The sequence below is a fragment of the Methyloceanibacter sp. genome, from assembly GCF_058506495.1.
The window spans coordinates 30428-55567 of sequence record NZ_JBZMXT010000008.1 but is presented as its reverse complement, the minus strand read 5'-3'; the positions used below and the strand labels follow the sequence as shown (position 1 = coordinate 55567).

The window sequence follows — 25140 nt, the reverse complement described above, 5'->3', positions numbered from 1 at the left end:
ATCTTCTTCGCCATCCCAGTACGTCCTGCGTTTCACGTCTCGCGCGCGTTAGTAAAGCGTGCGCGCTCGTTAGAGTTTTTCCACCTGAGCGTATTCCAGCTCGACCGGTGTCGCCCGGCCAAAAATCGAAACCGCCACTTTGAGCCGCGCCCGTTCTTCGTCGACCTCTTCCACGAGACCGTTGAAGGATGCGAAGGGGCCGTCGGCCACGCGAACTTGCTCACCAATTTCAAATGTGACGGACGGCTTCGGACGCTCGACACCTTCCTGCACCTGCTGGAGGATCCGGCCCGCCTCCTCCTCAGTGATCGGAATTGGCTTGTTGTCCGTGCCCAAAAACCCGGTCACTTTCGGCGTATCTTTAATCAGATGGTACGTCTCATCACTGAGTTCCATCTTCACCAGCACGTAGCCCGGAAAGAACTTGCGCTCCGACGCTACCTTCCGACCGCGCCGCATTTCCACGACCTCCTCCATGGGAACGAGCACTTCCGCGAACCGCTCCCCGAGGCCGGCGGACTCCGCCCGTTCCTTGATGGACTCAGCCACCTTCCGCTCGAAGTTCGAGTAAGCGTGGACGATGTACCAGCGCATAGTCATCGGACTACAGTTTCGACCTCCTAGAAAAATCTGATGCCAAGTATCAGCTGCACGATGTTGCCGAGCACCCAGTCCACACCAAGGAAGAAAATGGCGGCGATGATTGACATGATCACAACCATGACCGTTGTGATGATCGTCTCACGCCGGGTCGGCCAGGTGACTTTCGACACCTCGGTGCGGACCTGCTGAAGAAACTCAAAAGGGTTCGTCCTCGCCATCTCTGTTCTTCACTTACGGGACTTCTCCGTCCCAGCTTGCGTTCAACTCCGGACCGTGTGTGCCTGGCCGTCACCGCCAACCCGAATCTCCATTTGGTGGCAGGAGTGGAGGGACTCGAACCCCCAACCCCCGGTTTTGGAGACCGGTGCTCTAGCCAGTTGAGCTACACTCCTATCGTCCTCGTTATCCTCAAACCAAATTCAACAATCAAACCAATAGGCTCGCCGCCTAAGCTCTGGAGCGGGTGAAGGGAATCGAACCCTCATCGTCAGCTTGGAAGGCTGCTGCTCTACCATTGAGCTACACCCGCGACCGTCTTCCTCTAGCTCATTCAGAGCGGTGGTGGAGGGGGTTGGATTCGAACCAACGTAGGCATAGCCAACGGGTTTACAGCCCGTCCCCTTTAGCCACTCGGGCACCCCTCCATAAATCAAGAGCGTCGGATGGAATGACTGGTGATTTTAACCAAGCAAAAACACCCCGCCGTTGGCCGGCAGGGTCCGCAATAGCCGCTGTTTATGAGTAGCTAGGCGGTCTCTGTCAACTGTAAATCATGCTCGAATGCCTGGAATCCTTGGGCTTTATGTTAGGTCTATCCCTTCGGCGTCAATCTTTGTAGCGAACAGACCCAGACAATGGACCAGCGAAAGGCACGTCAGACCAACCCCATAGACCGTGGCCGCAGGCGTGCAGGACGAAACCAGGCCAAAAACCCCGATTCTGATCGGGTGCAGTTATATGGATACCATGCGGTCGAGGCGGCGCTCGCGAACGAGAAGCGTCCCGTCTACGGTATCCAGGCGACAGAGAACGCTGCTCGAAAGCTCGCCCTCCTGATAGCGAAGCGTGGCTTGGAACTAGAACGGGTCCTACCCAAGGCGCTCGACCGGCAACTCGGGGCAGATACGGTCCACCAAGGAGTACTCTTGGACGCGGGACAGCTCGAATCGCCGCGGCTAGAAGATCTCGACCTCACGGGAACAATCCTAGTGCTGGATCAGGTCACGGACCCACACAATGTAGGGGCTGTGCTGCGCTCTGCCGCAGCCTTCGGCGCCAGGGGGCTCGTGATGACCAGGCGGCACAGCCCTCCCCTTGGTGGCGTTTTGGCAAAGGCGGCAAGCGGCGCCCTGGACCTCATCCCCATCGTGCTCGTGCGGAATTTGGCCGAGTCGCTGGCAGAGCTTGCCGATCTTGGAGTCGCGCGATTGGGCTTGGCCGAAGAAGCCGGTTCGGCACTTGAGGATGTAAAGCTCAAACGCCCGTTGGCGCTGGTTCTCGGCGCCGAGGGTCGTGGGCTGCGGCAGCTGACGCGTGAACGCTGCGATATGCTCTGCCGGATATCGACAGCCAGTGAGCTCGCAAGTCTGAATGTGTCGAATGCGGCCGCGATCGCGCTGCACTGGGCGCGTGTGAGAGCTGCGTAAACGAGCAGAAACGGTAGAGCGGCAGCGCCCGCGCGCTCTCCATCCCCTCGTGAAATCAACAGGTTGGCACTGGAAGCTTTGGACTTGGTTGCGGATTTTTTCTGAAGTAGTTGAGCAAAAGGCCCCAACGCCGAGAGCCCTTGTCAGGTCGGAGATCGCAGCTGGATCAGGTGGGCTGGGTATAGCAAGCTCAGGCAGCCTACTTCATCGCGCGATCGACCCAAGCATTTCCGCTCCCGCCGCCCGAGCCGGAATAACGGAAATAGGGCTCGCAGCGAGGGAAGTCCTCTCCCGCTGTCGTATAGGGGCGGTAGAACCACCAATAGTTCTTGTCGAGACAATGGGCCTCCGTGACCCTCTTCATGTGACCGAAGCCGATCAACCCACGGCTCGTAATGATCTCTACCTGATCGCCGGCTCGCGCAGGCCCGCTTGGCGACAGAGTGAGCACCAGCCCCAAGCTCGCGCCGATCGCGATCGCCCATCCAAATCTGAAGCAGGCTATACCTGTCATCCCTCTCACACTCCCATGCGGCAGTCCCGTCAAGCTGTGCGAGTCTAAACGAAGGCACACGTGCCGACAATCGAGCGAGTGAGCCGATTAAGCAACAGTCACACAAGAAATTGCGGGTTGTGCTATATCCGCTACCCTGTACACAGCCGAAGCGCCACTAGGCGCCACCGCACAAGTGAAATGCTTTCTAAGGAGTACTCTGACATGGCGACTCAGCGAGATGAGACCGAGGAGCTTGCTGCTCAGATTGAGGCGATCCGCGCCGAAATGCAGAACATCAGCGCAACCATGGGTCGCCTTGCTGAAAAGGGCGTTCATCAGGCGCAAGATAAAGCTCTTGAGACCAAGGAAAGCGCCGAAGAGGCGATCAAGCAGAACCCACTCCAGGCTATTGCCATCGCGGCAGGGCTGGGACTGCTGATCGGCATCCTGACCCGCCGCTAGGAGAATCCCCAATGTTGCGGCTTGCGCTCTCAGTACTCTCCTCGATGCAGACTGGCGCACGGATCAAACAAACCGTGGAACAGTCTGTGCGACGGGCGGTGCTCGTCGCGGCCGCAATCGTGGTGCTGCTCTTTGCGTTCGCGTTCGGCTTGATCGTCCTTTATCAGGCCCTTGTTTTGTATGACTTCTCTCCGATCGGCGCGGCAGGCCTTATTGCAGGAGTACTGGCTGTCATCGGCCTTGTGCTTCTGCTTCTCGGAGTACATAAGCAAAGCCCAAAGCAGCCAGACTTCGTGAATGCGCCCGCCGAAGGATTGGCCATGGTGGACCAAAGCGTCAACAAGGCGATGAACCAGGTCGGCCCGCTTACGCTACTTGTCTTGGCCTTCGCCGCGGGCCTGCTTGCCAGCCGGCGTCGCTGACAGCCAATTGGTATGTGCGATCAAGCGCGTTGCCGACTTGGTCAACGTTGGAGGCGCAGCGTCCGGTCTGCGTCCCAATGTGCTTCCTTCTTGGCACTTGAAGCTACGTCGAATAAGGCGTTAGAAGCGCCCATCGGTTTAACAAGCGCCGGCTTAGCTCAGTTGGTAGAGCGGCTGATTTGTAATCAGTAGGTCGGGGGTTCGAATCCTCCAGCCGGCACCAACAACTTCGATGGTTTAATGAACAGCGTGGATACCGGCGGGTTTCTCAGCAAGCACGATGCTTGCGGCGCGAGGGAGCATAACCGAGGCAAACATGTCGGAGACAGTCGGGATTACCCCTGGCGGCAGTGTGTTCTTGGACAAGTCGCATCCGCAGGTACCCGCCGCAATCTTTGACTCATTGAACTCATAATTCTTGGGTGGCATGCGAGGGCAATTAAAGTCCGACTGCGTGTCACTCGCGTGAGCCAAATGACTTATGAATGGCGCCTGCGATCGGCGAGCCAAGGGCAACCGCTATTGAAGTCTCGCAAACCTTGAGAGCGCATGACCCGTCGGCAACTCGCTTTAGATCCGCCCCAGGAAGACATCGCCCTCATCACAACGGCGCTTGTGGATGAGGTTGTGCAACAAAGCCGGCAGACAGCACGCGGCCGCATGATCGCGCCGCTGCATCGGTCAGACGGTGACACGGTTCACCGCATGCTCAACGCGATCCAACCCGGCAGCTATGTCCGGCCACACAGGCATCTCGACCCGCCGAAGCCGGAGGCCTGGATCGTTTTGCAGGGCCGGCTTCTGTTTGTCGCCTTCCACGACGATGGCGCCATCGACCAACATATGGTCCTGGGTGCGCAGTCTAATCGGTTCGGTGCGGACGTTGTGCCTGGACGCTATCACACGATCGTCGCTCTTGAGCCGGACACCGTGATCTTCGAGGTCAAAGCCGGTCCTTACGACGCAGCGACAGATAAAGCTTTCGCGCCTTGGGCGCCGGCAGAAGGAACCCAAGAAGCTCAGAGCTTTCTGGCAGATGTTCTGACTAAGTGCGGCCAGTGATCGGCGCGAAACAGGGATGTCGCGGCTAACGCGCCTAGGACTACTGGCGCGGATCAATGGCTACTCGGAAGGCGCCGCTGGCTTTGGGGGATTTTTTTGCTCGCTATCCGCCCCCAAGAAGTCCTTCAGGGATTGCATTAACGAAAGCACATCGGCATCCAGCCTCCCAGCACCCATACCCTCAAGCTGACGGGCAGCATAGGCCAGCACAACGACAACAACGGCGAGCACTAGAACTTCTTTGAGAACACGCATGGATTGTGCTCTAGTCACCTTTAGTGCGACCCCGGCCTAGGCGCCAGGCAAGCCATCTGTCTAGTGCCTTGACTGCCGTTCTGGCATGCGCGCTCATCATCAGCGCGCCCGTCTCCGATGGCTCGTACCAATCCATGCCCTGTCCCTCCCCTAGGGACAGCGCTGCACCGTCGTACTTTTCGACAAAGACATGCTGTTTGTAGGGCTGCCCCTCATAGCCGAAGGGCTGGCTGAGCCAATGTAGCGGCGCTCTTAGAGTATAGGACAGTTCCTCATATGCCTCCCGGATTGCCGCCTCTTCGAATGTTTCTCCCGGCTCAACGCTCCCGCCGAAGAAGGACCAGTATCCCGGAAATGTGGGCGCATCGTCTGTTCGGTGTTGCAGTAAGATCCGATGCTGATCGTCGTACAAGATGATGGCGGAGAGATCGATGACAGTCATGACCGTTCATATCGCTACACAGCGAACACAATAAATGAACCCGGCAGAGCTGCCATGCACGTGAGAACTGACAGCTGGGCCAATTTCACGGGCACACAAGCGTGGCCGGAGAAACCTAATCGGGTTGTGGCACCAAGTCCGGGAACTGCAGAATGCTACTCCTCGATCACCTTGACATTCTTTGCCTTGATGCCGTCCTCGATCTCGGACCCCACGACGCGCAAAGTCGCTTCGCCTGAGCCCAACTGATCGACCTTCAGTCCTGTCTCCTCGCCATCGTTGTTGCCGGAGGTCCTCGACTTATCGACGTTGACGGTCAGCGTACCCTCGTCAATTTGCTGCAAATCGGCGCCGTAACCGCCATTGTCCTTGGCCGTCAGCTTGGCCAACAACGCCGATAGGTTTCCGGCCCCGCTCTCGACGATCTTCAACCCGTCGTCGGTATTGCTAATGGTTTCCGCATTCCAGACACCGAGCTTCAAATTTCCCGCGTCTTCCTCGCCGAAGTCTAGGCCCTCGTCATGGTTTCCCTTGACGGATGTGTCGACGATCAACGACCACAGATCGCCGGGACCCGCCTCGTCAATATCGAAGCCATCGTCGAAGTCGATGCCGATTTCGTATTCCTTGACGGAACCCGACTCGAAAAGCGCGACCTCGCGCTCAAAGCAGCCATCATCAGGGGAGCCCGTGACTGGCCCGGGAATATCTGCTTCCTGCACTTCCCCGTCCTCAAACTCTCCCTCGGTCTCATCAGGCAGAAAGCTGCCAAGGACGTTCTCGTCACAGTAGTCACCGTTGTCGTCGAACTTAGAGTCCACGGTCGTCGCGAAAACACTCCCGTCTTGGCCTTCGTCAAGCTCGACTCCATCCGCACCGGATTTCGTGAACTCGGATTCCTTGGCATAGAAAAAGATGTCGCCTGGCCCTCTCTCATCGACGCGCAAGCCATCGGCATCGAAATGACCATTGCCGTTGTCGTCGATCTCTACATCGTTGAGGCGTACCAGGATCGATGCATCAGATCCGTTCCCTCGGCCGCCGCGTCCGGCGCCGCAATTCTCCACAACATCGCAGTCGGAAATGAGTACGCCGTAGTCCGAGAAACCTGAAATCTCCACATCGCTGAGGATGAAGGAGACAACGCCCGTTTGGTCGTCACGTATGTCGACAAAGATGCCTCTTCCTGTTCCACCCTGGTTCTCGATGCTGAATTTGCCAGGCCCTTTGAAGCTTACATCGGTCACCGTCAGATTTGCTCCCTGACTGATGTTCAGCATCGTGGTGTCCACGTCGGTTTTGACGTTTTGTCCCATACCGTGAATCGCAAGCGGCGCCTTGCCGGCGTAGACAAGCGTCGAGCTGACCTCGATGTCGCTGTCTGTCGCAACGAGGATTTGGGTAAGGCTGTCGGACTTGGCCGCCGTTTCAAGCGCGGCGCGCAATGTATCCTCGCCGGAGTCCTCTGCGCTTGTTACGAGAATGGGGCCATCAGCAAACGCGGCAACGCCGGAAATGGCTGTCACGGCTGCGGCAAGAGCAAGGGTTGAAAGACCGTTCGGGGCGTGTTTCACCGTGGTTTCCTCAATACGATAGAATTCGCGCAAAGATGCATAGGTAGCTCCGAAATGCGATGCTTTTGCAACAACCTAATGAGCATTCTTGCAGGTGCCGCTGAGGATCGAAACGCCAAAAAAGAATGCGTTTCTCATCCCAGAACTGGCACCCTATGATATCGCGGCCGCTGCGTAGGCAGCGGCCACGGGGGTCCTAGTGAGGGACGAAATCACATTTTTGAGGTCAATAGCGTGACGCGTTACATGGCTCGGTTTGGGTTGCTTTTGGTTGTGGTTCTTCTCTGCGGCACGACTTTCCTGGGCAGCACAGCATTTTCGCAGACAACATCGCAGCCGAGCCAGTCGCTGAGGCCTACGCCCTCAGCCTGCGGCTTCGGGAGCCAATCTGTTCGTGTTTGCTCCAACGGGCTTCAGTCATGCAACGACGTCTGTGCGGCACGGGCGCTGTCGGCTAACTCCGAGATCGTTGGCTGTGAAACTGCCTGCTGCAATCGCTTCAACGTCTGCGTTCAGATGCGGAACTGCGGCGCCCTGAAGATCGACTGCAACTAGCGTTCGGAGGTTTGTGGCCTACGAACCGCCTGCTTGTGCGGCGACTTCCTCAAGCTGAGCCTTCAACATCTCGGGGCTGAGGTGTTGGAGTACGGTTCGCTCTGCCCCGTCTGCTTCAAAACGAACCCGGAGCAGCAAGCCGCCATAGGCTTCAAAAAACTCGTCAATAGATATTCCCTCCCCGCTACCCAACGCCTCGGGGGGAAATTGGAACGTTAAGCGAAAGGCGGCGCCAGGCGGCACGGTGGCCACCGAAACAGGCGACGCAGCCTGCTCATCCTGAGGCGTCACCGCGACGTTGAGCTTGAGATCGGGTCGTTGCACATCGGGGCTCAGTGCAGCCTCCAAGTTGGTCAACGTGTCGTCAGAAATATTCGTTCCGTTGATCGAGATGCCGTTGAGCAAGAACGACTCAGGCGTCCCTGAGAGCGTGAAGATCGCACGTTCTGCCAGGGAACGTTCAGGCTCATCAAAGGTCCAAGACAGTTTGGAGAAAGTCTCCTCCGAAGGTCCTTTGGCGATGACGGGGTCAGATGCTGACCGCATCAAGAAGCCACCACCAATTAGTAGGCCACCAAGAAGAAGCAACACAGCGCCGGCGATTATCATCATATGACTGAGATCTAGTCCCCTCTTTCGCGCCCAGTCAGCGCCCTGTGCAAATGCGCGCTCTTGCGCGCGAACTATGACTCCTGCGCTGGCTTGCGCGGATGCTAGACTGCGCGCCGTTTGTCGGCGCATCCAGGCCCAACTTGCATGAGCGCTGCCTCGCACCGTGCGGCCTAGAGCACGCGCTTGTTCGTATACGCCTTTGCCTGAGGCTCGCATCGCTTCGCTGATCCTAGTAGGAAAGTCCGATACGAAGCCAGCCAGCTTATGCGGGGCCAATGAACCACCTTTGGCTACGGTCGTCGCCGCTTCCTGCGCGTCGCCCCTGTCTGGCGCGGCGAGGGGGCTCGGTTCTGCACTCCATGGATCGTTCGCGGGCTGGCCGAAAAGAGTCGCACCGTCAGGATGAGGCCCATATGTCTCGAAGATATGAACCGATGCCGTGTGGCGCTCATTGCCAATGGTCGGTTCATCCGGTTCCGAGACGTCCGCTTCAAAGTCCGCTGCGCTGAGCGACGACCGCTCATCGTCTTCTGGGGGCAACTGAGCCGATGTCGGTACCGGAGCACGAACGCGCGCAAAATGCTGCACCTCGTGGCCGAGCCGGGCGACATGTATGAAGACCTTGGAAGGCGCGGCGGCAAGGCGAGAGGTTACCCAATTGCTGGCGCGGAAGATCCGCCTGCCTGCCGAAGCACCTAGCTTCGCGGCTTTTGCTATACTTGCCGACGCGCCAGATGTAACAGTGTCCCGTGTGGCGAGAGCAAGAGCCTGTGCGCTATGGCTAGTCGAGGCCAAGCCACTGCCAAGCGCCCGTCCGCCGTTGCCGACAGCACGCCCGCCGGTGTTAATGGCATTTTCCGCGGTACGCGACATAGCACCAGCTCTTTGCGCCACGACCTCAGAACCAGCCGTTAGGAGCTGACTGCCGGCCCGAACGGAAGCGGATGCCTGGGAGCCGCCCCACGCCGCCCCCGCCATAACGCCAGCGCGTGCACCGCGCGCCAACGAACCAATCTTCTGTCCGGTCCAAAGGGCTCGTTCGGCAACACCCTGCCAGACAGAGGCGGTGGCTCTTGCCACCACAGCTGCTAACGCCGACGCAGCTTGGGCAGCATGCTGGAATGCTGAAGCTATGACGCGCCAGACAGCGGCCGCGGCATCGCCAATTATCCGCCCAACAAAGCGCACCGCGCTGGTGACCTTCCCGGCCCCAAACGCGATCCAAGATCGAACAAAAACAAAAAGATCTACGAATGCTTGGCGAATAGCCTGAAGTGCGCGCAGTCGCACCAATCGGCGATGGCGGCGAATGCGGTCTTTCTTTGTGTTTGCAAGCCGAAGGTCTTTTTGTCGCTGAAGCCAACGCTCGTGCCGGTCTCGATCGCGTTCGACAGCGGCGCTCTGAGCTTGGAGCCAACGCTGATGATCGGTGAGGTCTTCTTTTGCGCTGGACAGGAGAGCACCGGAACGCGCTGCCGTATCCTTCGCCGCTGCGAGTGAAGCAGCCAAGGCAGCGGACTCCTGAGCATCCGCTTCGTCGTCCAACGTCGACCAGGCACGCCGTTTTTTCATCGGACTGCCCATGCGATGACCCCCAAAACCGACTCTCGGCCGGGAACCGGCTTGTTCGCCGGTTCCTCTCCTCAACCAGGCCGCACACAGAGGACCCGATCGGCCTCGGAGTCGAAACACGCGCGCGTTCCGCGCCCATAGCAAGAGCTTCGGACCAAAACGCCAAGTCTCATTAGCGGAATTGGACCGCTCTGTTCGGCCTACCCTACCCTTGCCGCACAGAACTACTGCTTGTCGATTTCCGCTGGGACCAGCTTAGCCGTCATAGCCACGGCGGCCAATAGCCGTTCGGCATTGGCATGCATGAAGTGATCGATTGAGGGCTTGGGAGCGCTAATTAGCCTACAAGTCGTTGAGACCGCCGAGGACGCGGTCGAAATCGCGCGCCTTTTGGTAGTTGATCTCCGCCTTTGCGGCGCGTTTGGTCGCCAGCTCTTGCCGGCACGCCTCATAGGCCGGCTCGCCGGGCTTTGCATTTGCGCTCCGGCATTTAGCATCGTCCTCGGCCTTGGCGGCCTCCTCCTTAGCCAAACGCCCGGCCTCGATATCGCTGCGCGATGCGCACGCTGTCAGCGCGATCCCGAGGGCAAGCCAAGTCACTAGGACGGGAAACGGTCTCATCTTCAGATGCTTGGGCGCCAAACATGGCACGGTCAAGGTCAAAGCTGTGTGATCGTCAGCCAGACCGCCTTGAGACGGTCGATTTCAGCGCCTAGCTCAGTCAGCGGGGGGCGTTGCATCATCGAGATAATGAAGTCGGAGGAACCGTGACACTGTCCCTGCATCACCGAGTAAGCCCCTCAATCCTCTCTCTTTTCGCCACGCTCTTTCTAATTTCGGCGCCGATCGCAGCTTACGCAGAAGAAGCTCAGACCGCCGATAAGACCGTCACTGAAACTGCGCGTGAGGCCACGGCCAACACGGAGACGGGGTCCACGGATGCGAGTAGTTCCGAGACCGGCGACAAAACCGTCGCGAGCCAAGCCGGCGAAAGCTCCAATCAGGGCCTGCGTCTACCGGAAGACGAAATCTCACAGCACGTCCTTAAGCAGAACGACCGGGAGATCCCGTACACGGCTGTCGCAGGCACGATTAAGCCGCGGGACAGCGACGGCAAGCCGGAAGCCGAGATCTTCTACGTTTCCTACACTACCGACCCGGCGAACCCCGAGCGGCCAATCACGTTTGTCTTCAACGGAGGTCCTGGCGCAGCGTCGACCTATCTTCATCTGGGCGCCATGGGACCGAAAGTTGTCACAACGACCGATGAAGGCGCGCTAACAGGGCCACCTGCCCGCTTGATCCCCAACGATGCAAGCTGGCTGGACTTCACAGACCTCGTCTTCGTCGATCCTGTCGGGACCGGATTCAGCGGTCCGGCGGGAAGCAAGAGCGGAAAAGATTTTTGGGGTGTCGACCAAGACGCCGAGTCCCTCGCCGATTTTGTTCGTCTCTATTTGTCTGCAGCGGGCCGCATGGGCTCGCCCGTTTTCCTGGCCGGCGAGAGCTATGGAGGCTTCCGTGTTGCCAAGCTCGCGCGGAAGCTGCAACGCAAAGGCAGCGTTTCCCCCAGTGGTCTCGTCCTGATCTCGCCGGCGCTTGAATTCTCAATGCTACGCGGGGAGGACTACGACCCCCTCCCTTGGGCGCTGCAACTACCCTCGTACGCTGCCGTCAAACTGGAGAGTGAGGGCATAACGACCCGCGAGGAGCTCGCGACAGCGCTCAAAGATGTGGAGACATACGCGATCACCGATTACTTGGTGGCACTTGCCTCCGGTGTTCAGAAAGGTGGGGAATCAGCCAGCGAAAAGGTTGCCGAGATTACCGGGCTCCCGTTGCAAAAAGTTCAGCGATACTTTGCCCGTATACCGCAGTCTGTTTTCGCAAAAGAGTTTGATCGCGCGGGAGGTCAGGTCCTGAGCTTGTATGATGGAAGTGTCGGCGGCCCCGATCCGCATCCTGCAAGTTCCTGGCCGCGCGGCCCCGACCCCGTATTGGACGCGACGCTACCGCTATGGTCGACCGCGTTCGTTCGCTATGCCGCTGAAGACCTCGGTTTTGAGACAGACGTCGAATTCAAGCTCCTCAACCGGAAGATCAGCGGCCGCTGGGACTATGGCACAAGCGAGACTAAGCAGGGCTTTGCTGGCGCTCTAGACGATGTCCAGGATGCTAGGGCAGCGAACCGCAACCTCGAGGTGCTTATCGCGAGCGGGTACACCGACCTCATCACGCCCTATTCCGTACCGGCTTATCTCGTTGAGCAACTGCCGCCACTTAAGGGCGCTAAACCAATTGAGGTTCGAAACTATGCTGGGGGCCATATGCTCTATCTCCGGGCGCCCTCACGCCGGGACCTCAAGCAGGACGCGCGGGCCATGTATGACCGGGCGATCGGCGAAGAAGGGTCCTAGGACCCTTAGGTTCGACTATGTCTTGCCCGAGCCTCTGCTCGGGCGGACCGCTTCCTTGAAAAGCCAACCAAGGCACTGAGCGCAACAAGTGCAATAACGGCGATCGCCAATGTGTCCGAGCCAAACGCCACCAATTGTTGTACCGCGGCGACAAGCGGCAGTGTGTAAGGCAGCAGCGCAGTAAAGCTAGCAAGAAAGAAGCGCCAGACGCTGAGCGCGGTAATGCCTGCCACATAGCTCAGCGCGTCCATGTTGAGCCCCGGAATAAGTCGGCTGAGAAATACAGCGAGCATCAGTTGCGATTGCCACGTGTTCTCGTCGAGGAGCCAACGACCTACGCGCGTCTCACACACTGGATCAAGCCAGCCGGGACGCTCCACAAAGTCGCGACCGAAATGCCGTCCGATGAGAAAACCGGCCAGAGCACCGAGCTGCGCACCGATTAGAACATAGAGCGTTCCGAGCATCACACCCTCCGTGGCGGCAGCCGCCATCAAAAGGGGCGATGTGGGTACGATCCACCCAAGACTTGTAAGGAACCGAAGAACAACGATTGCGGCAGGGCCAAAGCTGTCGAGCGATGGGAGGCTCTGCTGCAGATCGAAATCCGACAGCGAGACGGTGATGGCCAGCGCCGTGACAAGCGCGACCGCTAGTGCGCAGAGGCTAGCAAGCGCAATTCGAATCGCTTTGTGACGATCTCGGATCATCGCCCGTCCATAGGGTAATTGCATGACCGAAAACGACAGTGCAGCTCAATCGCCCCGCGCGCGTCACCACGCCGTCGCAGGTGGATACGCCGTATTCCGACCTTTTCATATCCCCTCCATGTTTAGGCCAACCTTCCCTGCCCTCTTGCGTGAGCACCATTTTTGTGGTCCACGGGCAGGTCCGATGGGGCGGCGGTTTTCGAGGATTGTTGATGTTTCTTGGAGGTTACAAGCAGTCGATGCGGCCTACGTTCACAACCACAATGCTGAGCGCGATAATCGCGATGTTCGTCGTTACCGCGAGCGCGCCAGCTGCTGCGAAAGCAAACGCCACCTCCGAAGATCAGGCTGCCGCCGACTCGAGCTGGCAAGAGTTTCACTACCCTAAGCTAGGGTTTGTTGTCTCTTTTCCGGGCGTAACGGAGAAGCCCGAAGCCGACAGTACTCCCGTACCTGGCCAGAACCCCCTGCTTCACCACGAGTTTAAGGTCGAAGCGGGCAAGGACACAGTCTATTTCCTGGTCGTATTTGAGTACCCCGAAGGGCGCGCGCCTAACCCACCGGATAGGGATTACTTCGAAAAGATTGTCTCAGGCTACGCGAAAGGCAGTGACGCAAAGATACGCCGCAAAACCCCACTCAGCATCGACAGGCGCCCGGGCTTTGAAGCAAAAGCCGAAGACGGTAGAGGCAAGCTCAACCATTTAGTCACGATGGTCGCCAATGGCGATCGGGTTTACATGCTGATCTCTGCCGGCCCTAAGGGGCACGCGACCAGCGCGAGCGCGCTACGCTTCCGAGATAGCTTTCGGCTGCTCGGTGGCCCGCCCCCGCCCAAGTCCGCCACCAAGAAACAGCGATAGGTGCGACGCGGCGTTAGACCCGCTATAGCGCTTAAACGGTCTTCGTCCGGAGGCTCTCAAAGAAGCGCTGCCGCCTAGTCGATGACGCAGGCGCAAAAAATCCGACAAGCGCAATGACTAGAAAGCCGACTGGCACGGCGAACACCCCTGCCAGGGAGCTGTGAACGCCTAACCAATTGGCTATTGGTCGGGCAGATTCTCTCCACTCCGCGAGCGCGGCTGCCTGCGCCACAGAATCATTCGCTGCATGGTAGTCGTAACGCAACGTTTCAAACGCCGCCGCCTGCATCCCCGTCGCATCCGACAGAAGACTCGACGATTCGTAGAAGACAATTGGGAATGCGCTAGGTGCGATCATGTAGAAGACGCACACAACGAGGCCTGCGACCATGCCGGCCAAAGCTGCGTCGCTACCCAAACGCTTCCACCAAATGCCCAGCACAAGAACTGGTAAGAAGGCGCTAGCGGCCAAAGACAACGTTGCTGCCGCACCAATCAAAGTTTCCCGAGGCCATAGCAGTGCCACGGCGCCAGCGAGGAGTCCGACCACAACTAAGAGCAAACGGGCCAGGCGGAGTTGCTGACGTACCGAAGCGTTGGGCGCAGCGCCCTTGAAATATACGTCGTGAGCCATCGTGTTCACGATCGACAAGGTCAGCCCAGCACCAGTCGAAAGCAGAGCAGATGTTGCTGCTACAACAAGAACCGCCTGCGCAATCATAGACAGCACCTCGCCGTCGGCCACAACAGCCGGTTCGTACAAAGCGGCGAGCGCCGGCGCTCCTGCCAGGAGGAGAAAAAGGAAGATAGGAGCAACCAGATATGAGGCTCTGGCATCACCCGGATCTGGTGCCGTGAAGCTACGCATCAGCAAGTACGGCATGGAGGCGAACCCTGTTACCAGACAGAAGAACAGCGCAAACGAGTTGATTGGGCTCGTTTGACCGAAAAGCTGCCAAGCGAATGAAGGGATAACTTCATCCACGATAAGTGTGTCGGTCGCAGCGAAGGAGCCTGTTTGCCAAAGTACAGTGGGCACGGCGACAAGGACTGCCAGCAACATCACGGCATAGTATGAGAGTTGCGACAGGCTCAGCGAACGCATACCGCCGATGAAGGTCGCTACGAGGATCATGACGATACCCGCTGCAATGCCGATCCAGACAGGCAAAGCCAGCGTCGCCTGTCCCATCACGCCGAGACCAAGGAGCACGGCGGCAAGCGCGGGAAACGAGCAAAGAAGAACGGCCAACGCGCCAAGGGGCCGCATTGTCTCAGCACTGAACCGCTCGGCGAGGAAATCCGGCAAAGTGAACCCGCCATAACCACGCAAGTAAGGCGCAAGGAGCAAGCCTGTTGCGACAAGCCCGAGCCCCACGCCCGACAGCAGAAGCGTCACGCCCTGCCATGCAAAATCGATAGCGCCAGCCCCAGCCACAAAGACGAGTACCGCAACGCTGGAGCCTGCAATGGCAACGCTGTTGAATAGGGCCGGCATGAGGCGACCTGCTGCGAAGAAATCGGCAAGCGGTCGCGTCATTCGCACGAGTCCTGACCGTGCAAACAGCAGCGATGCCATCAGAAGGGAAAGCTGTGTACTTAGCGTTTTGGGCCTCCCTTCTGGGCCGTCGCTCCATCGTTTTCTCGCCGCGACAGCGCCGCATCGTGCAGCAATCCGCCCAGCTGCTCGAATTCCGATTTTCGAGGCGAGCTTTTGCGCCAAGCCAGTCCAATCTCGCGCTTTGGTTCGGGCGCCGAAAAACGCAACAGCCGAATGTGGTCGCTCGGATGAACTTCGATCGCCGCCGCCATCTCCGGCAACAAGGTCACGCCATAGTCATTTGCAACCATCTGCATAATCGTGGTGAGGCTGGAAGCCCCGAAACTCTGGCGCAAGTCCGCTGTCATCATGTGGCAGTAGGACAAAGCTTGATCTCTCAGGCAATGCCCTTCTTCCAAAAGCAGCAGCCGGTCTTCCGACAACATATCTTGGGTTGCGGACACGACGCCCGCATTGGTCGGCGCGGCCAGCGCCTCCAAACAGCGCAACTGTCTTAGAGAGACCATTGACGATACAGCTTGATTATGAAGTAACCACCAAGTTGAAGGTCCTCTTATCATGCTATCGTTGGCCAGACCATTTGGGGCGCCCATTGATGAAAAGCACGCGCAAAATGGCGGACGTGTCGCCATAAAACGCAAGAATACGGAGCGGCCTGACTTGCCGCGACCTCCACCGAGTTCAGATGTTCTTAATGAGGGTTCAAGCCGGTATTCATGAATGAAGCATAGCTTTTTTCGGGATTATTCCCATCTATACAGCAGGAATCCGTCCTTTGGCGGCATCAAGAAGCGCCAGCAGAGAAAACCTAGCGAGGAAGTAGGCCCGTGACCAAGATCCTTAGTCCTGACGAGCTTGAGGCAGAACTGCGCGCCATCGGCGCCGTGCAGTACCATGACAAACACCCGTTTCATAAGCTGTTACATGGCGGGGAGTTGAATAAGGGCCAAGTGCAGGCTTGGGCGCTCAACCGCTACTGTTACCAGTCCGCTGTCCCGCGGAAGGACGCGGCTCTGATGAGCCGCTGCCATGATCGCGAATTAAGACGCGAGTGGATCCATCGTATTACCGACCACGACGGCCAAGGCGACGAAGAAGGCGGCATCGAACGCTGGCTCGTGCTCACGGACGGACTTGGTCTAGACCGCGATTACGTCACGTCTCGGAAGGGCGCTCTGCCCGAAACGATTTTCGCCGTTGAGGCCTATGTCAATTTCGTGCGCGACAAGACCCTTGTTGAGGCGGTTGCCTCCTCTCTGACCGAGCTTTTCGCACCCAACATTCACAAGGCGCGGATCTCCGGCATGCTGGAGAACTACGACTTCATCAGCGACGACGTGATGGCGTATTTCAAGCGCCGCCTCACCCAGGCGCCACGAGATGCCGACTTCGCTCTTGAGTACGTAAAGAAGAACGCCAGGACGCCTGAGGCACAACAAGGTGCTCTGGACGCGCTTCGCTTCAAGACAAACGTGTTGTGGGCTCAGCTCGATGCGCTCTACCTCGCCTATGTCGAGCCAGGAATGATCCCACCCGGCGCCTTCGTTCCGGACGAAGCCTAATGCCTGCGGTCAAGCGGCCCACCCGGCTTGTCGTCGATCGGACGACAAAGCCGATCATGCCGCGGTACTTGAAACTCCGTCACGACCCAGGTCGAGACCGATGGGTGCTGCTTGCGCCAGAACGCATTTTGACGCCGGACGCGATCGCCGTAATGGTGCTGAAACTTTGCGATGGAGAGCGTTCGGTGGACGATATCGCCGCCAAACTGGCCGAAGAGTATTCGGCGCCTGTCGACGTGATTGCCGGTGACGTCGTCGAACTGCTCCAAGATTTGGCCGACAAAGGATACATCAAGGGATAGTGCAATGACTGAGGACCTCAAAATAGACGGACATGTCGACTCAATTGCCGTCGATGACGAGCCGACCACAGGTGTCATTGGCGACCGTGAAGAGTCTGCCATCCTTTGCGCCGTTGCCCCTGTGGGTTTGCTCGCGGAACTGACCCATCGCTGCCCACTGCAGTGTCCTTACTGCTCAAACCCGGTCGAGCTGGAGAGCGTAAAGAATGAGCTGACTACTGAAGAGTGGTGCTCCGTGATGAGCCAAGCCGGTGAAATGGGCATCTTGCAAGTGCACTTGTCCGGGGGCGAGCCTACAGCGCGCAAGGACCTCGAGGAGATCGTAAAAACCGCAGCGGACGCCGGTCTGTATAGCAACTTGATCACCGCTGCCGTGAACGTGAAGCGGGAACGGCTCGAAAAGCTAAAGGAGCTGGGGCTCGATCACGTTCAAGTCTCGGTTCAGGACGTTGACCCGGGCGGCGCCGAGCGTATCGGCGCGTTTAAGAACGCGCTCGAGAAGAAACTTGAGTTCGCGCGTTGGGTCACGGAACTCGACATGCCACTGACGATCAACGCCCCGATCCATCGCCACAACATCCACAACGTACCACGCTACATCGACGTCGCTGTGGAGCTCGGCGCGCAGCGCATCGAAATCGCGCACGCGCAGTATTACGGTTGGGCTTTGCTAAACCGTGCCGCGCTGATCCCGACCTACGAAGAGACAATCGCGTCTATCGAGTACGTCGAGGCAGCACGCGAGCGCTTGAAGGGCGTACTGACGATCGACATGGTGGTCCCAGACTACTATGCGAAGCGCCCGAAGCCGTGCATGGGCGGCTGGGGCAAGGGCTTTATGAACATCACACCCGCCGGCAAGGTGCTCCCCTGCCACGCAGCAGAGAGTATCCCAGAGCTCAATTTCGATAACGTCCGGGATAAGAAGCTTCTCGACATCTGGATGGACTCGGATGCCTTCAATGCCTTCCGCGGCACTGACTGGATGAAGGAGCCCTGCAAGTCCTGCGCTTTCAAGGAAGTCGATTTCGGTGGTTGCCGCTGCCAGGCCATGGCCATCAGCAAGGACCCACGCAACACCGACCCCGCTTGCTCGCTTTCGCCCTATCACAACGAGATGGTCAATCTTGCCAAGGCCGAAGCGGCAAAGCCCGCGACTGCGTTCGTCTACCGCAATACGCGTAACGCCGCGCAAGTTAGCAAGGCGCACGGAGAGGTCTTCGAACCGGCCGAGTAATGAGCCAGGCCGCATAGACGACAAAAGAGATCTTTTCGGAAGGCGCCCCATTGGGACGCCTTTCTCTATTGATCAGCGCAAACCCGGTTAATTTTGAGGACAAAACAGCTCAGGCCTGGAGGCCCGAGTCCATGGACTGGATCTGTGGACTGCCACCGCCCGACAGAAGCCGATAGGCATAAGCGAAGGCAAGCCCGACTATAGGCACAGCCACGAGGAGACCGACTCCCAGCGCCAGCACGCCGACAAAAATAATCAGCATACAGAGTAAAATGAACCCAAACAGTGTCCAGCGGTTCCCTTGGGTCATCTCTATGCTGCCTTTCAACGCCTCAATCGGGCCAAGCCCTCGATCGATAACGAGAAACGTGGAAAACATGAAAAGAACCATAGCGATCAGGCCCGGGACGATCAAAAGCAGGAACCCAATGCCCACGGCCAGTGATGCGAGAACGGAAGTCCCAAAAAACTTCCAATAGGGGCTGGGGTGCCAAAGCGTTGCGAAGTCGACCCCGCGAGGGTTGTCATGTGCGGCAAGGAAAAACGCCGTTAGCCCCATGCTGATAAGTACACCGAGCAGGTAGCTGACGAGATTTCCAAGAAGTGTCGGCTCCTCAAACGACCCACCGGCTGCACTATCAACAGCGCCGGTGATGATACCGACAGCGATATTGGCCATCGCCAGGATGATCATCGCGCCAATGAAAAACCAGGGACGCTGCTTGAACGTCTCCCAACCAAACTTAATTGCGTCGCCGGGCGAGAAATTCATTGGCTGAGCCTATCATTTTTGAGCATCTGATTCGGGTCGGATCTCGATTCCTGCTCAAACTACATGATTTCGCGGACGGGATGAATTTTCCTCATGCATTGCCCAACTTACCCGCAGTGGTTTCCAACTTGCCATGGCGTTATTGCCATTTGTACCATGTGAAAAAACCCGGCCGTCCCCTGAAGAAGCCGCCGGCTAGGGGCAGACTGGGCTGTGAGGAAACGAATGACCGGCGCCCAAGGTCACAAAATGCGGATCAAAAAGCTTCTGGAACGTCTGCGCCTTACTGCAGCATGCGTTGCGGCTATGTTACTCGGGCTCAGCGCAGGGCCTGCCTGGGCTGCCGACAACGGATCAGCCCACGATCGACCTAAAGGCGGCGTTGCGATAAAGGTGCCGCAGTCCCCGCCATTAATGCCCGTCGATATCGGCTACATTCGTGAGAAGCTCTCGGAGCCGCGGCCGGCGTCGCGCCTCGACGTCGAGCCGGACAATTCGGGGATCGCTGGCGCCGAGATGGGAATTGTCGAGAACAATGCCGGCGGCCGTTTCATGGGGCATCTCTACGCTTTGAATGTCGAGAGCGCATCTTCACCGGAGGAGGCGGTCGAGGGCCTCAAGAAACTGCATGAGTCAGGACACAACTACATTGTTGTCGATGTCCCGACGCCAACTCTTCTGAAATTGTCCGACTGGGCGAAAGACAAAGACATTCTTCTATTCAACATTCGTGCAGAAGACGTCTCACTGCGCCAAGAAGACTGCCGCGCGAATGTCATGCACGTCGTGCCAGACCGTTACATGCTCGCTGACGCGCTCGCTCAATACCTCGTCAAAATGGGTTGGACGAACTGGTTGGTCGTTCACGGTTCTACTGAAGCAGATGTGGCTTACCGTGATGCAATCGCACGAGCGGCAAAGCGATTTGGCGGGAACCTTGTGGATGTTCGCGAGTATATCGACGTGTCCGGAGGCCGACGCGACGGCGTTGGACCCATCCCGCCTGAGAAACCGCATAAAGAAGCAAATGCGAGCGGTGAGATTGTTGTTTCTGCTGATTACGACGTCATCGTGGTTGCCGACGAGAACCAGCTCTTCGCCCCTCTCATGCCGTATCGCGGCGGCGGTAAGCCCCGGATCGTGGCCGGCACAACAGGACTGACTGCGACCACCTGGAGCCCCGGTCATGAAAAATGGGGCGCTACCCAGGCCAACAACAATTTTGAGAAGATGAATAAACGGCTGAAGCTGCCCATCGACCATATGGCCTATGTGGCAACACGAACCATCGGCGAAGCGGTGACGCGTAAGCCGAAGAACGACTTTGAAACAGTGTCCGCATTCATTCGCGGTCCGGACCTGCAGCTTGCACCGTTTAAGGGGATCAAGCAGCAGTTCCGACCTTGGGACGGCCAATTCCGGCAGCCGATCCTCATCGCGACCGATAAGGTTCCGGTCTCTGTGTCACCGCAAAGGGGCTTCCCACACGCGAGCCATCCGGAGATTGAGGTCGACACGCTCGGCATCGACGAGCCTGAGAGCATCTGCAAGATGTAGAATTAAGGGCTCGAAGAAGCAGAACTGCTATCCGCGGCAGCAACTTCTCCGTCCTCATCGAGAACCGGTACGTTGTAGTCCTCCAAGATCGAGACGATCTCGTCTGCGTGTTCTGCCAGAATCCTATTAACTTGATGCTTGAACTGGGGTTCGTTGGGCCGAACACCAAGCGTTATTCCGTAGAATGTTGCCGGCCCCGCAAGTTCGTTCACGAGCGGCACCACCGTAAGCGGAACATCGGCTATCGCCGCGTAGTATCCGCCGATCGGTCCCCACAGCAGACCAGCATCGAGCTGTCCCGACGCAATTTTCGCGATGATCTCCTGGGCGACGGCTGTCTGACTATCTCGGGAGCGAACATCGAACGACGTCACATTTGCCCCCAGGCCACGCATCGTGAGAATGCTGGCTGGCGGCGTACGCGCCACAAGCCCGATTCGTTTCGATTTGAGGCGCGGGTCGGACAGGGAGGCTATGTGGCTTAGATCGGCATCATCAGCCCGCGTGATAAGAACATAGGATGCGTAGTAATAGGGGTTCGTATCCTCGATAAGTCCCGTCCCTTGCGCATAGCCCATGACGATATCACAGGCGTTTTCCCCGACCGTATTGGGCACATAGCCTGTGTTTTCTGGAAACCACGTATAGGCGAGCTCGCGGCCCAGTCGATCTGCAATGAGCTCGGCCAGTTTGTTCTCGAACCCCTCCGCCCTCTGGTTAGAGAACGGCAGGTTGTTGGGGTCGGCACAAACGCGCAGCGAACCTTCATTGTCCGCTCTCACCTGCACAACACAGGACAGAACCGCCGCGACGAGGGCTACGGTCATCCAAACTGCGCTGGTCAACCGGCGGCTCGACTGCATTGTCCTTAACTGACCTACGCCCAACCGTGCTCCTCCAAAGCGCGTGCTTCCCTGCTCCTTGATGAAAAATCGATCATCAGAAAAGGGATGAGCAAAGCTCATCCCCATCCGCAATAGATAAGGCGCCTGAGCCTGTCTTTCACGATGCTCATTCTGAGGCCAACCGCTATGGGCTGATCGCGGCACACTTACGGATGTTTTCGACCCGTTCAGCACCTGTCGGGTAGTAGGCTCCAGTCGGCTTATCGCCAAATTCGGACATTGCTTCGGCTCCAGCGTCGATACCGGCTTGTTCCCGACGCTCTCGCAGCAGACGGACGGCACAACAATCGGCCTCGAGTTCTAAGCGTCGGAGCTCAGGGGCAACATAATAGAAGGCCTGCGGTCCAACGTGCCCCATACCTTTCTTGGCATTGGTGACATGCCCGAGCGTGTGGTGACAACACTCATGCGCCAAGAGAAATCGGCTGTAGTTGGGCTTGTCGCGCAGTGTCCACGCATTCACGACGATAACGGGACGCCCACGGCGATCTGTCATTGACGACGCTTGCTCCGCAACACCACGAAGCTTGTAGGTCCTGACGTCACAGTAAGGGTTTGCAACCTCCGGAAGAAAACGTCCTGCCTTCGCTGGAGACGATAGTTCAACAAAGAACCAGGTGGTCGCCGCAGCGAGAAGCACGGCCTCCAGGAGAGCCCGGAGCCGCAGAGGAGTGTAAGTAATTTCATCTGGCCCAGCGCCCCTAGAACTGGGCGGCCGTCTCACCGGCCCTTTCAAATGACGCATCCGTCCGATATTAGCGGAAGAACCGAGGCAGCACGATAAACACTACGTTATTGCTAGGCCGAGCGCTCATTGAACCCAAACTCGTACACTACCATATCTCTGGAGAGCCAGAATCCGCGAATCAGAGCAATTCTGCCTGGAGGATCCGATGATGATGACCGAGATGCTGAAACAGTTGAGCCTATGCGTGTTTGGCCTTGTTTTGGGTGTAGCGGTCCTTGCCGCCAGCAGCGATACAGTCCTTGCCGACCGCAGCAAGGTTCGCGCGGTAGAGGACCCCCGCTATTCTAACGGCATCACGGTGACTAAGCGTAGAACGACCACATCACAGGCGAGACAAGACCGGTTCCTAAAGAGTCTCGACACCGAAACCGAAGCTGTTTGGCGCAATCTGCGTCCAAATCGGTTCCCGGACTAACGACAGCTGAAACGCCCCAAACTGGGGCGTTTCTTTTTTGGGACGACAGCTCCGTTCTTCGCCGCGCCAATTGACAGGCCAGCGTCAACCGATAGGTTCAGGCCGCTTCGGGCCCCACGCCCGGCTGACGTAAGACGGAACGAAGAGCGGCATGGGTCCACGGCTTCTGTATAGCCTCATTATCGGTGCCGCGATTCTGGCGTCTCTAGTCCTGCGCGTGTGGGATCCGACACCTGTCGCACGTCTCCGAGCGCTCGTCTTCGACTCTTATCAGCGCCTCGCTCCCCTCCAATACGACCCAGCGCTGCCCGTTCGTATCGTCGATATCGACGAGGAGTCGCTGAAGAGAATCGGTCAATGGCCGTGGCCCCGGACGATCCTCAGCGAACTCTTGGCAAAGTTGCGCGACGCTGGCGCCGCCACGATCGGCTTCGATATAGTCTTCCCAGAACCCGATCGAATGTCGCCAGCCAACGCAGTCAAGTTCTGGCCGCAGTCTGACCAACTCTCCCAGCTTAGGACAGAGCTCGACGAACTGCCCTCCAATGACCAGATATTCGCCAAAGCAATTGGTACCGCGCCAGTTGTTATGGGTTTCATCGCCTCGCCCATGAACCAAGGCGCTTTACCGGAAACCAAGTCCGGTATTTCCTACGGCGGTGACGATCCCCGTCTCTTCGCACCCCATTATCCAGGCGCGACATCGAGCCTCGCGGACCTGCAGAATGCTGCAATTGGTGCAGGCGCCCTGAACTGGGTTCCCGAGTACGATCAAATCATCCGCCGAATGCCCATCGTCGTAACCCTGGATGAAACGCTCTACCCATCGTTCGCCGCCGAACTCCTGCGCGTCGCCCAAGGCGCATCGACCTACGTCGTCAAGTCCTCCGGCGCGAGCGGCGAGAAGGCTTTCGGGGAGCAGACTGGAATCGTGAAGGTACGCGTGGGCGACTTCGAGATTCCCACAGACGCGAACGGTCAAATGTGGCTCCACTTTTCGCCCCAGACTCGCGATCGCTATTTACCGGCCTGGAAAGTGCTCAACGGCGAGCTGGGCGCTGAGGAGCTAGGCGGCCGGATCGTGCTGGTTGGCACGAGCGCCGCGGGGCTCCTGGACCTTCGTGCGACCCCTCTTGAAGCCTCGGTACCCGGTGTCGAATTACACGCGCAAGCCGTGGAGCAAATCATTCGCGGCAACTATCTTATGCGGCCTGATTTCGCGACCCCTGCGGAACTGCTCTACATCCTTGTACTCGGACTACTTATCGCGGTGCTGATCTACAGAGCCGGCGCGCTCGGCAGTGCCGTCCTCGGCGCGCTCGCCGTCGGGTTTGTCATCTGGCTCTCTTGGCATGCATTCAATAGTTGGGGCTGGTTGGTCGATCCCGTTTATCCAACCATAGCGCTAACAGCGATCTATTTGACGGGCTCGTCCTTCGTCTTCTTGCGGACCGAGCGCGAGCGCAATCGCGTACGCCATGCATTCTCGCATTACATGGCCCCCGCGCTAGTTGAGAAGCTGGCTGAAGAACCCGGACGGCTAAAGCTCGGCGGTGAGACCCGCGACATGACGCTTCTGTTCAGCGACGTTCGCGGCTTTACGACCCTGTCTGAAGGTCTGGACGCCGAGGAGTTGACCCGCTTTCTCAACGAACTCTTCACACCGCTCAGCAACATCATATTGGACGAGCAAGGGACCATCGACAAGTTTATGGGTGACGCCCTAATGGCCTTTTGGAACGCGCCCCTCAACGACCCCGAACATCCAAATCATGCCTGTGCAGCCGCTCGTCGTATGGTCGATGAAATGGCTGTTCTCAATGATCGGTGGGAAAAGGCCGCAAAGGCGGCTGGCCGGCCATTTAAGCCGGTGAAGCTCGGTATCGGCTTGAACACCGGTCTTTGCTGCGTAGGCAACCTCGGTTCGGAAACGCGCTTCGACTATTCGGTGATCGGCGATAACGTGAACATCGCATCTCGACTCGAGGGCCAATCGAAAACATATGATCTTGTCGTCATCGCCGGTGAAGAAACGGCGGCTCGCGCCACAAATTTTGCCTTTCTTGAACTCGACCTACTGAAGGTAAAGGGAAAGACAGAAGCCACGCGCATTTTCGCCCTCCTGGGCGACGACAAATTCTTGCAAAGCGATACGTTCAAGACATTGTCAGCCAAGCACCAGCAGTTCCTAGCCAAGTACCGAGCAATGGACTGGGACGGTGCTGAAACGCTATTAAGGGAGTGCGAAGCGATCGGTGTTCAGAATCTGTCAGGACTTTACACGCTCTATCGCGATCGCATCGCTGCCTTCCGATCCACACCACCGCCGGAGAACTGGGACGGCACTGCAGAAGCGACATCCAAATAACTCCTGCCGTTGGTCGTCATGC

Annotated in this window: 26 protein-coding genes and 4 tRNA genes; 13 read left to right on the top strand and 17 right to left on the bottom strand. The window is 58.1% G+C overall.

Going from position 1 to position 25140, the window contains the following annotated elements:
- Positions 1 to 69 precede the first annotated feature (69 nt).
- From nusG to AC33YF_RS03380, 5 genes are all read right to left on the bottom strand, one after another.
- Positions 70 to 600, bottom strand: a complete 531-nt coding sequence (gene nusG / locus AC33YF_RS03400) for a transcription termination/antitermination protein NusG (protein ID WP_491775793.1) — start codon at positions 598 to 600, stop codon at positions 70 to 72.
- A 20-nt stretch (positions 601 to 620) separates the two neighbouring features.
- On the bottom strand, positions 621 to 821 hold the full coding sequence (secE, locus tag AC33YF_RS03395) for a preprotein translocase subunit SecE (protein ID WP_491775792.1): 201 nt from the start codon (positions 819 to 821) through the stop codon (positions 621 to 623).
- 97 nt (positions 822 to 918) lie between these two features.
- Positions 919 to 995 (bottom strand) — tRNA-Trp (locus AC33YF_RS03390).
- Positions 996 to 1058: 63 nt separating this feature from the next.
- Positions 1059 to 1132: transfer RNA gene (locus tag AC33YF_RS03385), tRNA-Gly, on the bottom strand.
- Between the two features lie 30 nt (positions 1133 to 1162).
- A tRNA-Tyr gene (locus AC33YF_RS03380) sits at positions 1163 to 1247 on the bottom strand.
- Between the two features lie 210 nt (positions 1248 to 1457).
- On the opposite strand from AC33YF_RS03380, the gene rlmB reads away from it, so the two are divergent.
- A complete protein-coding gene (gene rlmB, locus AC33YF_RS03375) occupies positions 1458 to 2249 on the top strand; it encodes a 23S rRNA (guanosine(2251)-2'-O)-methyltransferase RlmB (protein WP_491775791.1) in 792 nt (263 codons plus the stop codon).
- A gap of 199 nt (positions 2250 to 2448) precedes the next feature.
- Here the strand turns inward: rlmB and AC33YF_RS03370 are convergent, their stop codons facing one another.
- A complete protein-coding gene (locus AC33YF_RS03370; RefSeq protein WP_491775790.1) occupies positions 2449 to 2763 on the bottom strand; it encodes a hypothetical protein in 315 nt (104 codons plus the stop codon).
- Positions 2764 to 2967: 204 nt separating this feature from the next.
- Here AC33YF_RS03370 and AC33YF_RS03365 point away from each other — a divergent pair, with 204 nt between their 5' ends.
- The 4 genes from AC33YF_RS03365 to AC33YF_RS03350 all read left to right on the top strand — a co-directional run bounded on the left by AC33YF_RS03365 (position 2968) and on the right by AC33YF_RS03350 (position 4691).
- The gene (locus AC33YF_RS03365) at positions 2968 to 3207 is read left to right on the top strand and encodes a glycine zipper domain-containing protein (RefSeq protein ID WP_491775789.1); all 240 of its coding nucleotides are present in this window, start codon (positions 2968 to 2970) and stop codon (positions 3205 to 3207) included.
- An 11-nt stretch (positions 3208 to 3218) separates the two neighbouring features.
- Positions 3219 to 3629: a hypothetical protein gene (locus tag AC33YF_RS03360; RefSeq protein WP_491775788.1), complete on the top strand. Its 411-nt coding sequence runs from the start codon at positions 3219 to 3221 to the stop codon at positions 3627 to 3629.
- A 147-nt stretch (positions 3630 to 3776) separates the two neighbouring features.
- Positions 3777 to 3852 (top strand) — tRNA-Thr (locus AC33YF_RS03355).
- Positions 3853 to 4178: 326 nt separating this feature from the next.
- Positions 4179 to 4691, top strand: a complete 513-nt coding sequence (locus tag AC33YF_RS03350; RefSeq protein WP_491775787.1) for a WbuC family cupin fold metalloprotein — start codon at positions 4179 to 4181, stop codon at positions 4689 to 4691.
- A gap of 60 nt (positions 4692 to 4751) precedes the next feature.
- Here the strand turns inward: AC33YF_RS03350 and AC33YF_RS03345 are convergent, their stop codons facing one another.
- The 5 genes from AC33YF_RS03345 to AC33YF_RS03325 form a co-directional block, all read right to left on the bottom strand.
- Entirely contained in the window at positions 4752 to 4946 is a 195-nt protein-coding gene (locus AC33YF_RS03345) for a hypothetical protein (RefSeq protein ID WP_491775786.1), read from the bottom strand.
- A gap of 10 nt (positions 4947 to 4956) precedes the next feature.
- Positions 4957 to 5388, bottom strand: a complete 432-nt coding sequence (locus AC33YF_RS03340) for an NUDIX domain-containing protein (protein WP_491775785.1) — start codon at positions 5386 to 5388, stop codon at positions 4957 to 4959.
- Positions 5389 to 5543: 155 nt separating this feature from the next.
- Positions 5544 to 6962, bottom strand: a complete 1419-nt coding sequence (locus tag AC33YF_RS03335) for a hypothetical protein (protein WP_491775784.1) — start codon at positions 6960 to 6962, stop codon at positions 5544 to 5546.
- A 573-nt stretch (positions 6963 to 7535) separates the two neighbouring features.
- Positions 7536 to 9713 carry a hypothetical protein gene (locus tag AC33YF_RS03330; RefSeq protein WP_491775783.1) on the bottom strand — a complete coding sequence of 726 codons (2178 nt, stop codon included), beginning with the start codon at positions 9711 to 9713 and terminating at the stop codon, positions 7536 to 7538.
- 330 nt (positions 9714 to 10043) lie between these two features.
- Complete coding sequence (locus tag AC33YF_RS03325; protein WP_491775782.1) at positions 10044 to 10322, bottom strand: hypothetical protein; 279 nt, start codon at positions 10320 to 10322, stop codon at positions 10044 to 10046.
- Between the two features lie 146 nt (positions 10323 to 10468).
- On the opposite strand from AC33YF_RS03325, the gene AC33YF_RS03320 reads away from it, so the two are divergent.
- Positions 10469 to 12118, top strand: a complete 1650-nt coding sequence (locus AC33YF_RS03320) for a S10 family peptidase (protein ID WP_491775781.1) — start codon at positions 10469 to 10471, stop codon at positions 12116 to 12118.
- A 5-nt stretch (positions 12119 to 12123) separates the two neighbouring features.
- Here AC33YF_RS03320 and AC33YF_RS03315 read toward each other — a convergent pair whose 3' ends face one another.
- Positions 12124 to 12828: a TVP38/TMEM64 family protein gene (locus AC33YF_RS03315; protein WP_491775780.1), complete on the bottom strand. Its 705-nt coding sequence runs from the start codon at positions 12826 to 12828 to the stop codon at positions 12124 to 12126.
- 149 nt (positions 12829 to 12977) lie between these two features.
- Between AC33YF_RS03315 and AC33YF_RS03310 the strand changes: the two genes are divergently transcribed.
- Complete coding sequence (locus tag AC33YF_RS03310) at positions 12978 to 13691, top strand: hypothetical protein (RefSeq protein WP_491775779.1); 714 nt, start codon at positions 12978 to 12980, stop codon at positions 13689 to 13691.
- Between the two features lie 31 nt (positions 13692 to 13722).
- Here AC33YF_RS03310 and AC33YF_RS03305 read toward each other — a convergent pair whose 3' ends face one another.
- Together AC33YF_RS03305 and AC33YF_RS03300 are read right to left on the bottom strand one after the other, a co-directional pair.
- Complete coding sequence (locus tag AC33YF_RS03305; RefSeq protein WP_491775778.1) at positions 13723 to 15231, bottom strand: sodium:solute symporter family transporter; 1509 nt, start codon at positions 15229 to 15231, stop codon at positions 13723 to 13725.
- A gap of 59 nt (positions 15232 to 15290) precedes the next feature.
- A complete protein-coding gene (locus AC33YF_RS03300) occupies positions 15291 to 15695 on the bottom strand; it encodes a LysR substrate-binding domain-containing protein (RefSeq protein WP_491775777.1) in 405 nt (134 codons plus the stop codon).
- A gap of 384 nt (positions 15696 to 16079) precedes the next feature.
- Here AC33YF_RS03300 and pqqC point away from each other — a divergent pair, with 384 nt between their 5' ends.
- Genes pqqC through pqqE form a run of 3 tightly spaced genes read left to right on the top strand, consistent with a single transcriptional unit; the run spans position 16080 to position 18353 of the window.
- Positions 16080 to 16814, top strand: a complete 735-nt coding sequence (pqqC, locus tag AC33YF_RS03295; protein WP_491775776.1) for a pyrroloquinoline-quinone synthase PqqC — start codon at positions 16080 to 16082, stop codon at positions 16812 to 16814.
- On the top strand, positions 16814 to 17116 hold the full coding sequence (gene pqqD, locus AC33YF_RS03290; RefSeq protein ID WP_491775775.1) for a pyrroloquinoline quinone biosynthesis peptide chaperone PqqD: 303 nt from the start codon (positions 16814 to 16816) through the stop codon (positions 17114 to 17116). Before pqqC ends, pqqD begins: the two co-directional genes overlap by 1 nt.
- Before the next feature lie 4 nt (positions 17117 to 17120).
- Entirely contained in the window at positions 17121 to 18353 is a 1233-nt protein-coding gene (gene pqqE / locus AC33YF_RS03285; RefSeq protein ID WP_491775774.1) for a pyrroloquinoline quinone biosynthesis protein PqqE, read from the top strand.
- A gap of 109 nt (positions 18354 to 18462) precedes the next feature.
- On the opposite strand, the gene AC33YF_RS03280 is transcribed toward pqqE, so the two are convergent.
- Positions 18463 to 19125, bottom strand: coding sequence for a DUF7847 domain-containing protein (locus AC33YF_RS03280; RefSeq protein WP_491775773.1), 663 nt, complete (start codon positions 19123 to 19125; stop codon positions 18463 to 18465).
- 225 nt (positions 19126 to 19350) lie between these two features.
- Between AC33YF_RS03280 and AC33YF_RS03275 the strand changes: the two genes are divergently transcribed.
- On the top strand, positions 19351 to 20682 hold the full coding sequence (locus AC33YF_RS03275) for an ABC transporter substrate-binding protein (protein WP_491775772.1): 1332 nt from the start codon (positions 19351 to 19353) through the stop codon (positions 20680 to 20682).
- 2 nt (positions 20683 to 20684) lie between these two features.
- Here AC33YF_RS03275 and AC33YF_RS03270 read toward each other — a convergent pair whose 3' ends face one another.
- On the bottom strand, positions 20685 to 21509 hold the full coding sequence (locus tag AC33YF_RS03270) for a quinoprotein dehydrogenase-associated putative ABC transporter substrate-binding protein (protein ID WP_491775771.1): 825 nt from the start codon (positions 21507 to 21509) through the stop codon (positions 20685 to 20687).
- A gap of 202 nt (positions 21510 to 21711) precedes the next feature.
- The gene (locus tag AC33YF_RS03265; RefSeq protein ID WP_491775770.1) at positions 21712 to 22083 is read right to left on the bottom strand and encodes a M48 family metalloprotease; all 372 of its coding nucleotides are present in this window, start codon (positions 22081 to 22083) and stop codon (positions 21712 to 21714) included.
- A 403-nt stretch (positions 22084 to 22486) separates the two neighbouring features.
- On the opposite strand from AC33YF_RS03265, the gene AC33YF_RS03260 reads away from it, so the two are divergent.
- Both AC33YF_RS03260 and AC33YF_RS03255 read left to right on the top strand, forming a co-directional pair.
- On the top strand, positions 22487 to 22750 hold the full coding sequence (locus AC33YF_RS03260) for a hypothetical protein (protein WP_491775769.1): 264 nt from the start codon (positions 22487 to 22489) through the stop codon (positions 22748 to 22750).
- Between the two features lie 151 nt (positions 22751 to 22901).
- Positions 22902 to 25118 carry a CHASE2 domain-containing protein gene (locus tag AC33YF_RS03255; protein WP_491775768.1) on the top strand — a complete coding sequence of 739 codons (2217 nt, stop codon included), beginning with the start codon at positions 22902 to 22904 and terminating at the stop codon, positions 25116 to 25118.
- Positions 25119 to 25140 lie beyond the last annotated feature (22 nt).

What these genes read in the sequence shown, in the direction of transcription:
- nusG (WP_491775793.1), bottom strand. Translation starts at nt 600, where the DNA reads ATGACTATGCGCTGGTACATCGTCCACGCTTACTCGAACTTCGAGCGG.
- secE (WP_491775792.1), bottom strand. Translation starts at nt 821, where the DNA reads ATGGCGAGGACGAACCCTTTTGAGTTTCTTCAGCAGGTCCGCACCGAG.
- rlmB (WP_491775791.1), top strand. Translation starts at nt 1,458, where the DNA reads ATGGACCAGCGAAAGGCACGTCAGACCAACCCCATAGACCGTGGCCGC.
- AC33YF_RS03370 (WP_491775790.1), bottom strand. Translation starts at nt 2,763, where the DNA reads ATGACAGGTATAGCCTGCTTCAGATTTGGATGGGCGATCGCGATCGGC.
- AC33YF_RS03365 (WP_491775789.1), top strand. Translation starts at nt 2,968, where the DNA reads ATGGCGACTCAGCGAGATGAGACCGAGGAGCTTGCTGCTCAGATTGAG.
- AC33YF_RS03360 (WP_491775788.1), top strand. Translation starts at nt 3,219, where the DNA reads ATGTTGCGGCTTGCGCTCTCAGTACTCTCCTCGATGCAGACTGGCGCA.
- AC33YF_RS03350 (WP_491775787.1), top strand. Translation starts at nt 4,179, where the DNA reads ATGACCCGTCGGCAACTCGCTTTAGATCCGCCCCAGGAAGACATCGCC.
- AC33YF_RS03345 (WP_491775786.1), bottom strand. Translation starts at nt 4,946, where the DNA reads ATGCGTGTTCTCAAAGAAGTTCTAGTGCTCGCCGTTGTTGTCGTTGTG.
- AC33YF_RS03340 (WP_491775785.1), bottom strand. Translation starts at nt 5,388, where the DNA reads ATGACTGTCATCGATCTCTCCGCCATCATCTTGTACGACGATCAGCAT.
- AC33YF_RS03330 (WP_491775783.1), bottom strand. Translation starts at nt 9,713, where the DNA reads ATGGGCAGTCCGATGAAAAAACGGCGTGCCTGGTCGACGTTGGACGAC.
- AC33YF_RS03325 (WP_491775782.1), bottom strand. Translation starts at nt 10,322, where the DNA reads ATGAGACCGTTTCCCGTCCTAGTGACTTGGCTTGCCCTCGGGATCGCG.
- AC33YF_RS03315 (WP_491775780.1), bottom strand. Translation starts at nt 12,828, where the DNA reads ATGATCCGAGATCGTCACAAAGCGATTCGAATTGCGCTTGCTAGCCTC.
- AC33YF_RS03305 (WP_491775778.1), bottom strand. Translation starts at nt 15,231, where the DNA reads ATGACGCGACCGCTTGCCGATTTCTTCGCAGCAGGTCGCCTCATGCCG.
- pqqD (WP_491775775.1), top strand. Translation starts at nt 16,814, where the DNA reads ATGCCTGCGGTCAAGCGGCCCACCCGGCTTGTCGTCGATCGGACGACA.
- pqqE (WP_491775774.1), top strand. Translation starts at nt 17,121, where the DNA reads ATGACTGAGGACCTCAAAATAGACGGACATGTCGACTCAATTGCCGTC.
- AC33YF_RS03280 (WP_491775773.1), bottom strand. Translation starts at nt 19,125, where the DNA reads ATGAATTTCTCGCCCGGCGACGCAATTAAGTTTGGTTGGGAGACGTTC.
- AC33YF_RS03275 (WP_491775772.1), top strand. Translation starts at nt 19,351, where the DNA reads ATGACCGGCGCCCAAGGTCACAAAATGCGGATCAAAAAGCTTCTGGAA.
- AC33YF_RS03270 (WP_491775771.1), bottom strand. Translation starts at nt 21,509, where the DNA reads ATGACCGTAGCCCTCGTCGCGGCGGTTCTGTCCTGTGTTGTGCAGGTG.
- AC33YF_RS03265 (WP_491775770.1), bottom strand. Translation starts at nt 22,083, where the DNA reads ATGACAGATCGCCGTGGGCGTCCCGTTATCGTCGTGAATGCGTGGACA.
- AC33YF_RS03260 (WP_491775769.1), top strand. Translation starts at nt 22,487, where the DNA reads ATGACCGAGATGCTGAAACAGTTGAGCCTATGCGTGTTTGGCCTTGTT.
- AC33YF_RS03255 (WP_491775768.1), top strand. Translation starts at nt 22,902, where the DNA reads ATGGGTCCACGGCTTCTGTATAGCCTCATTATCGGTGCCGCGATTCTG.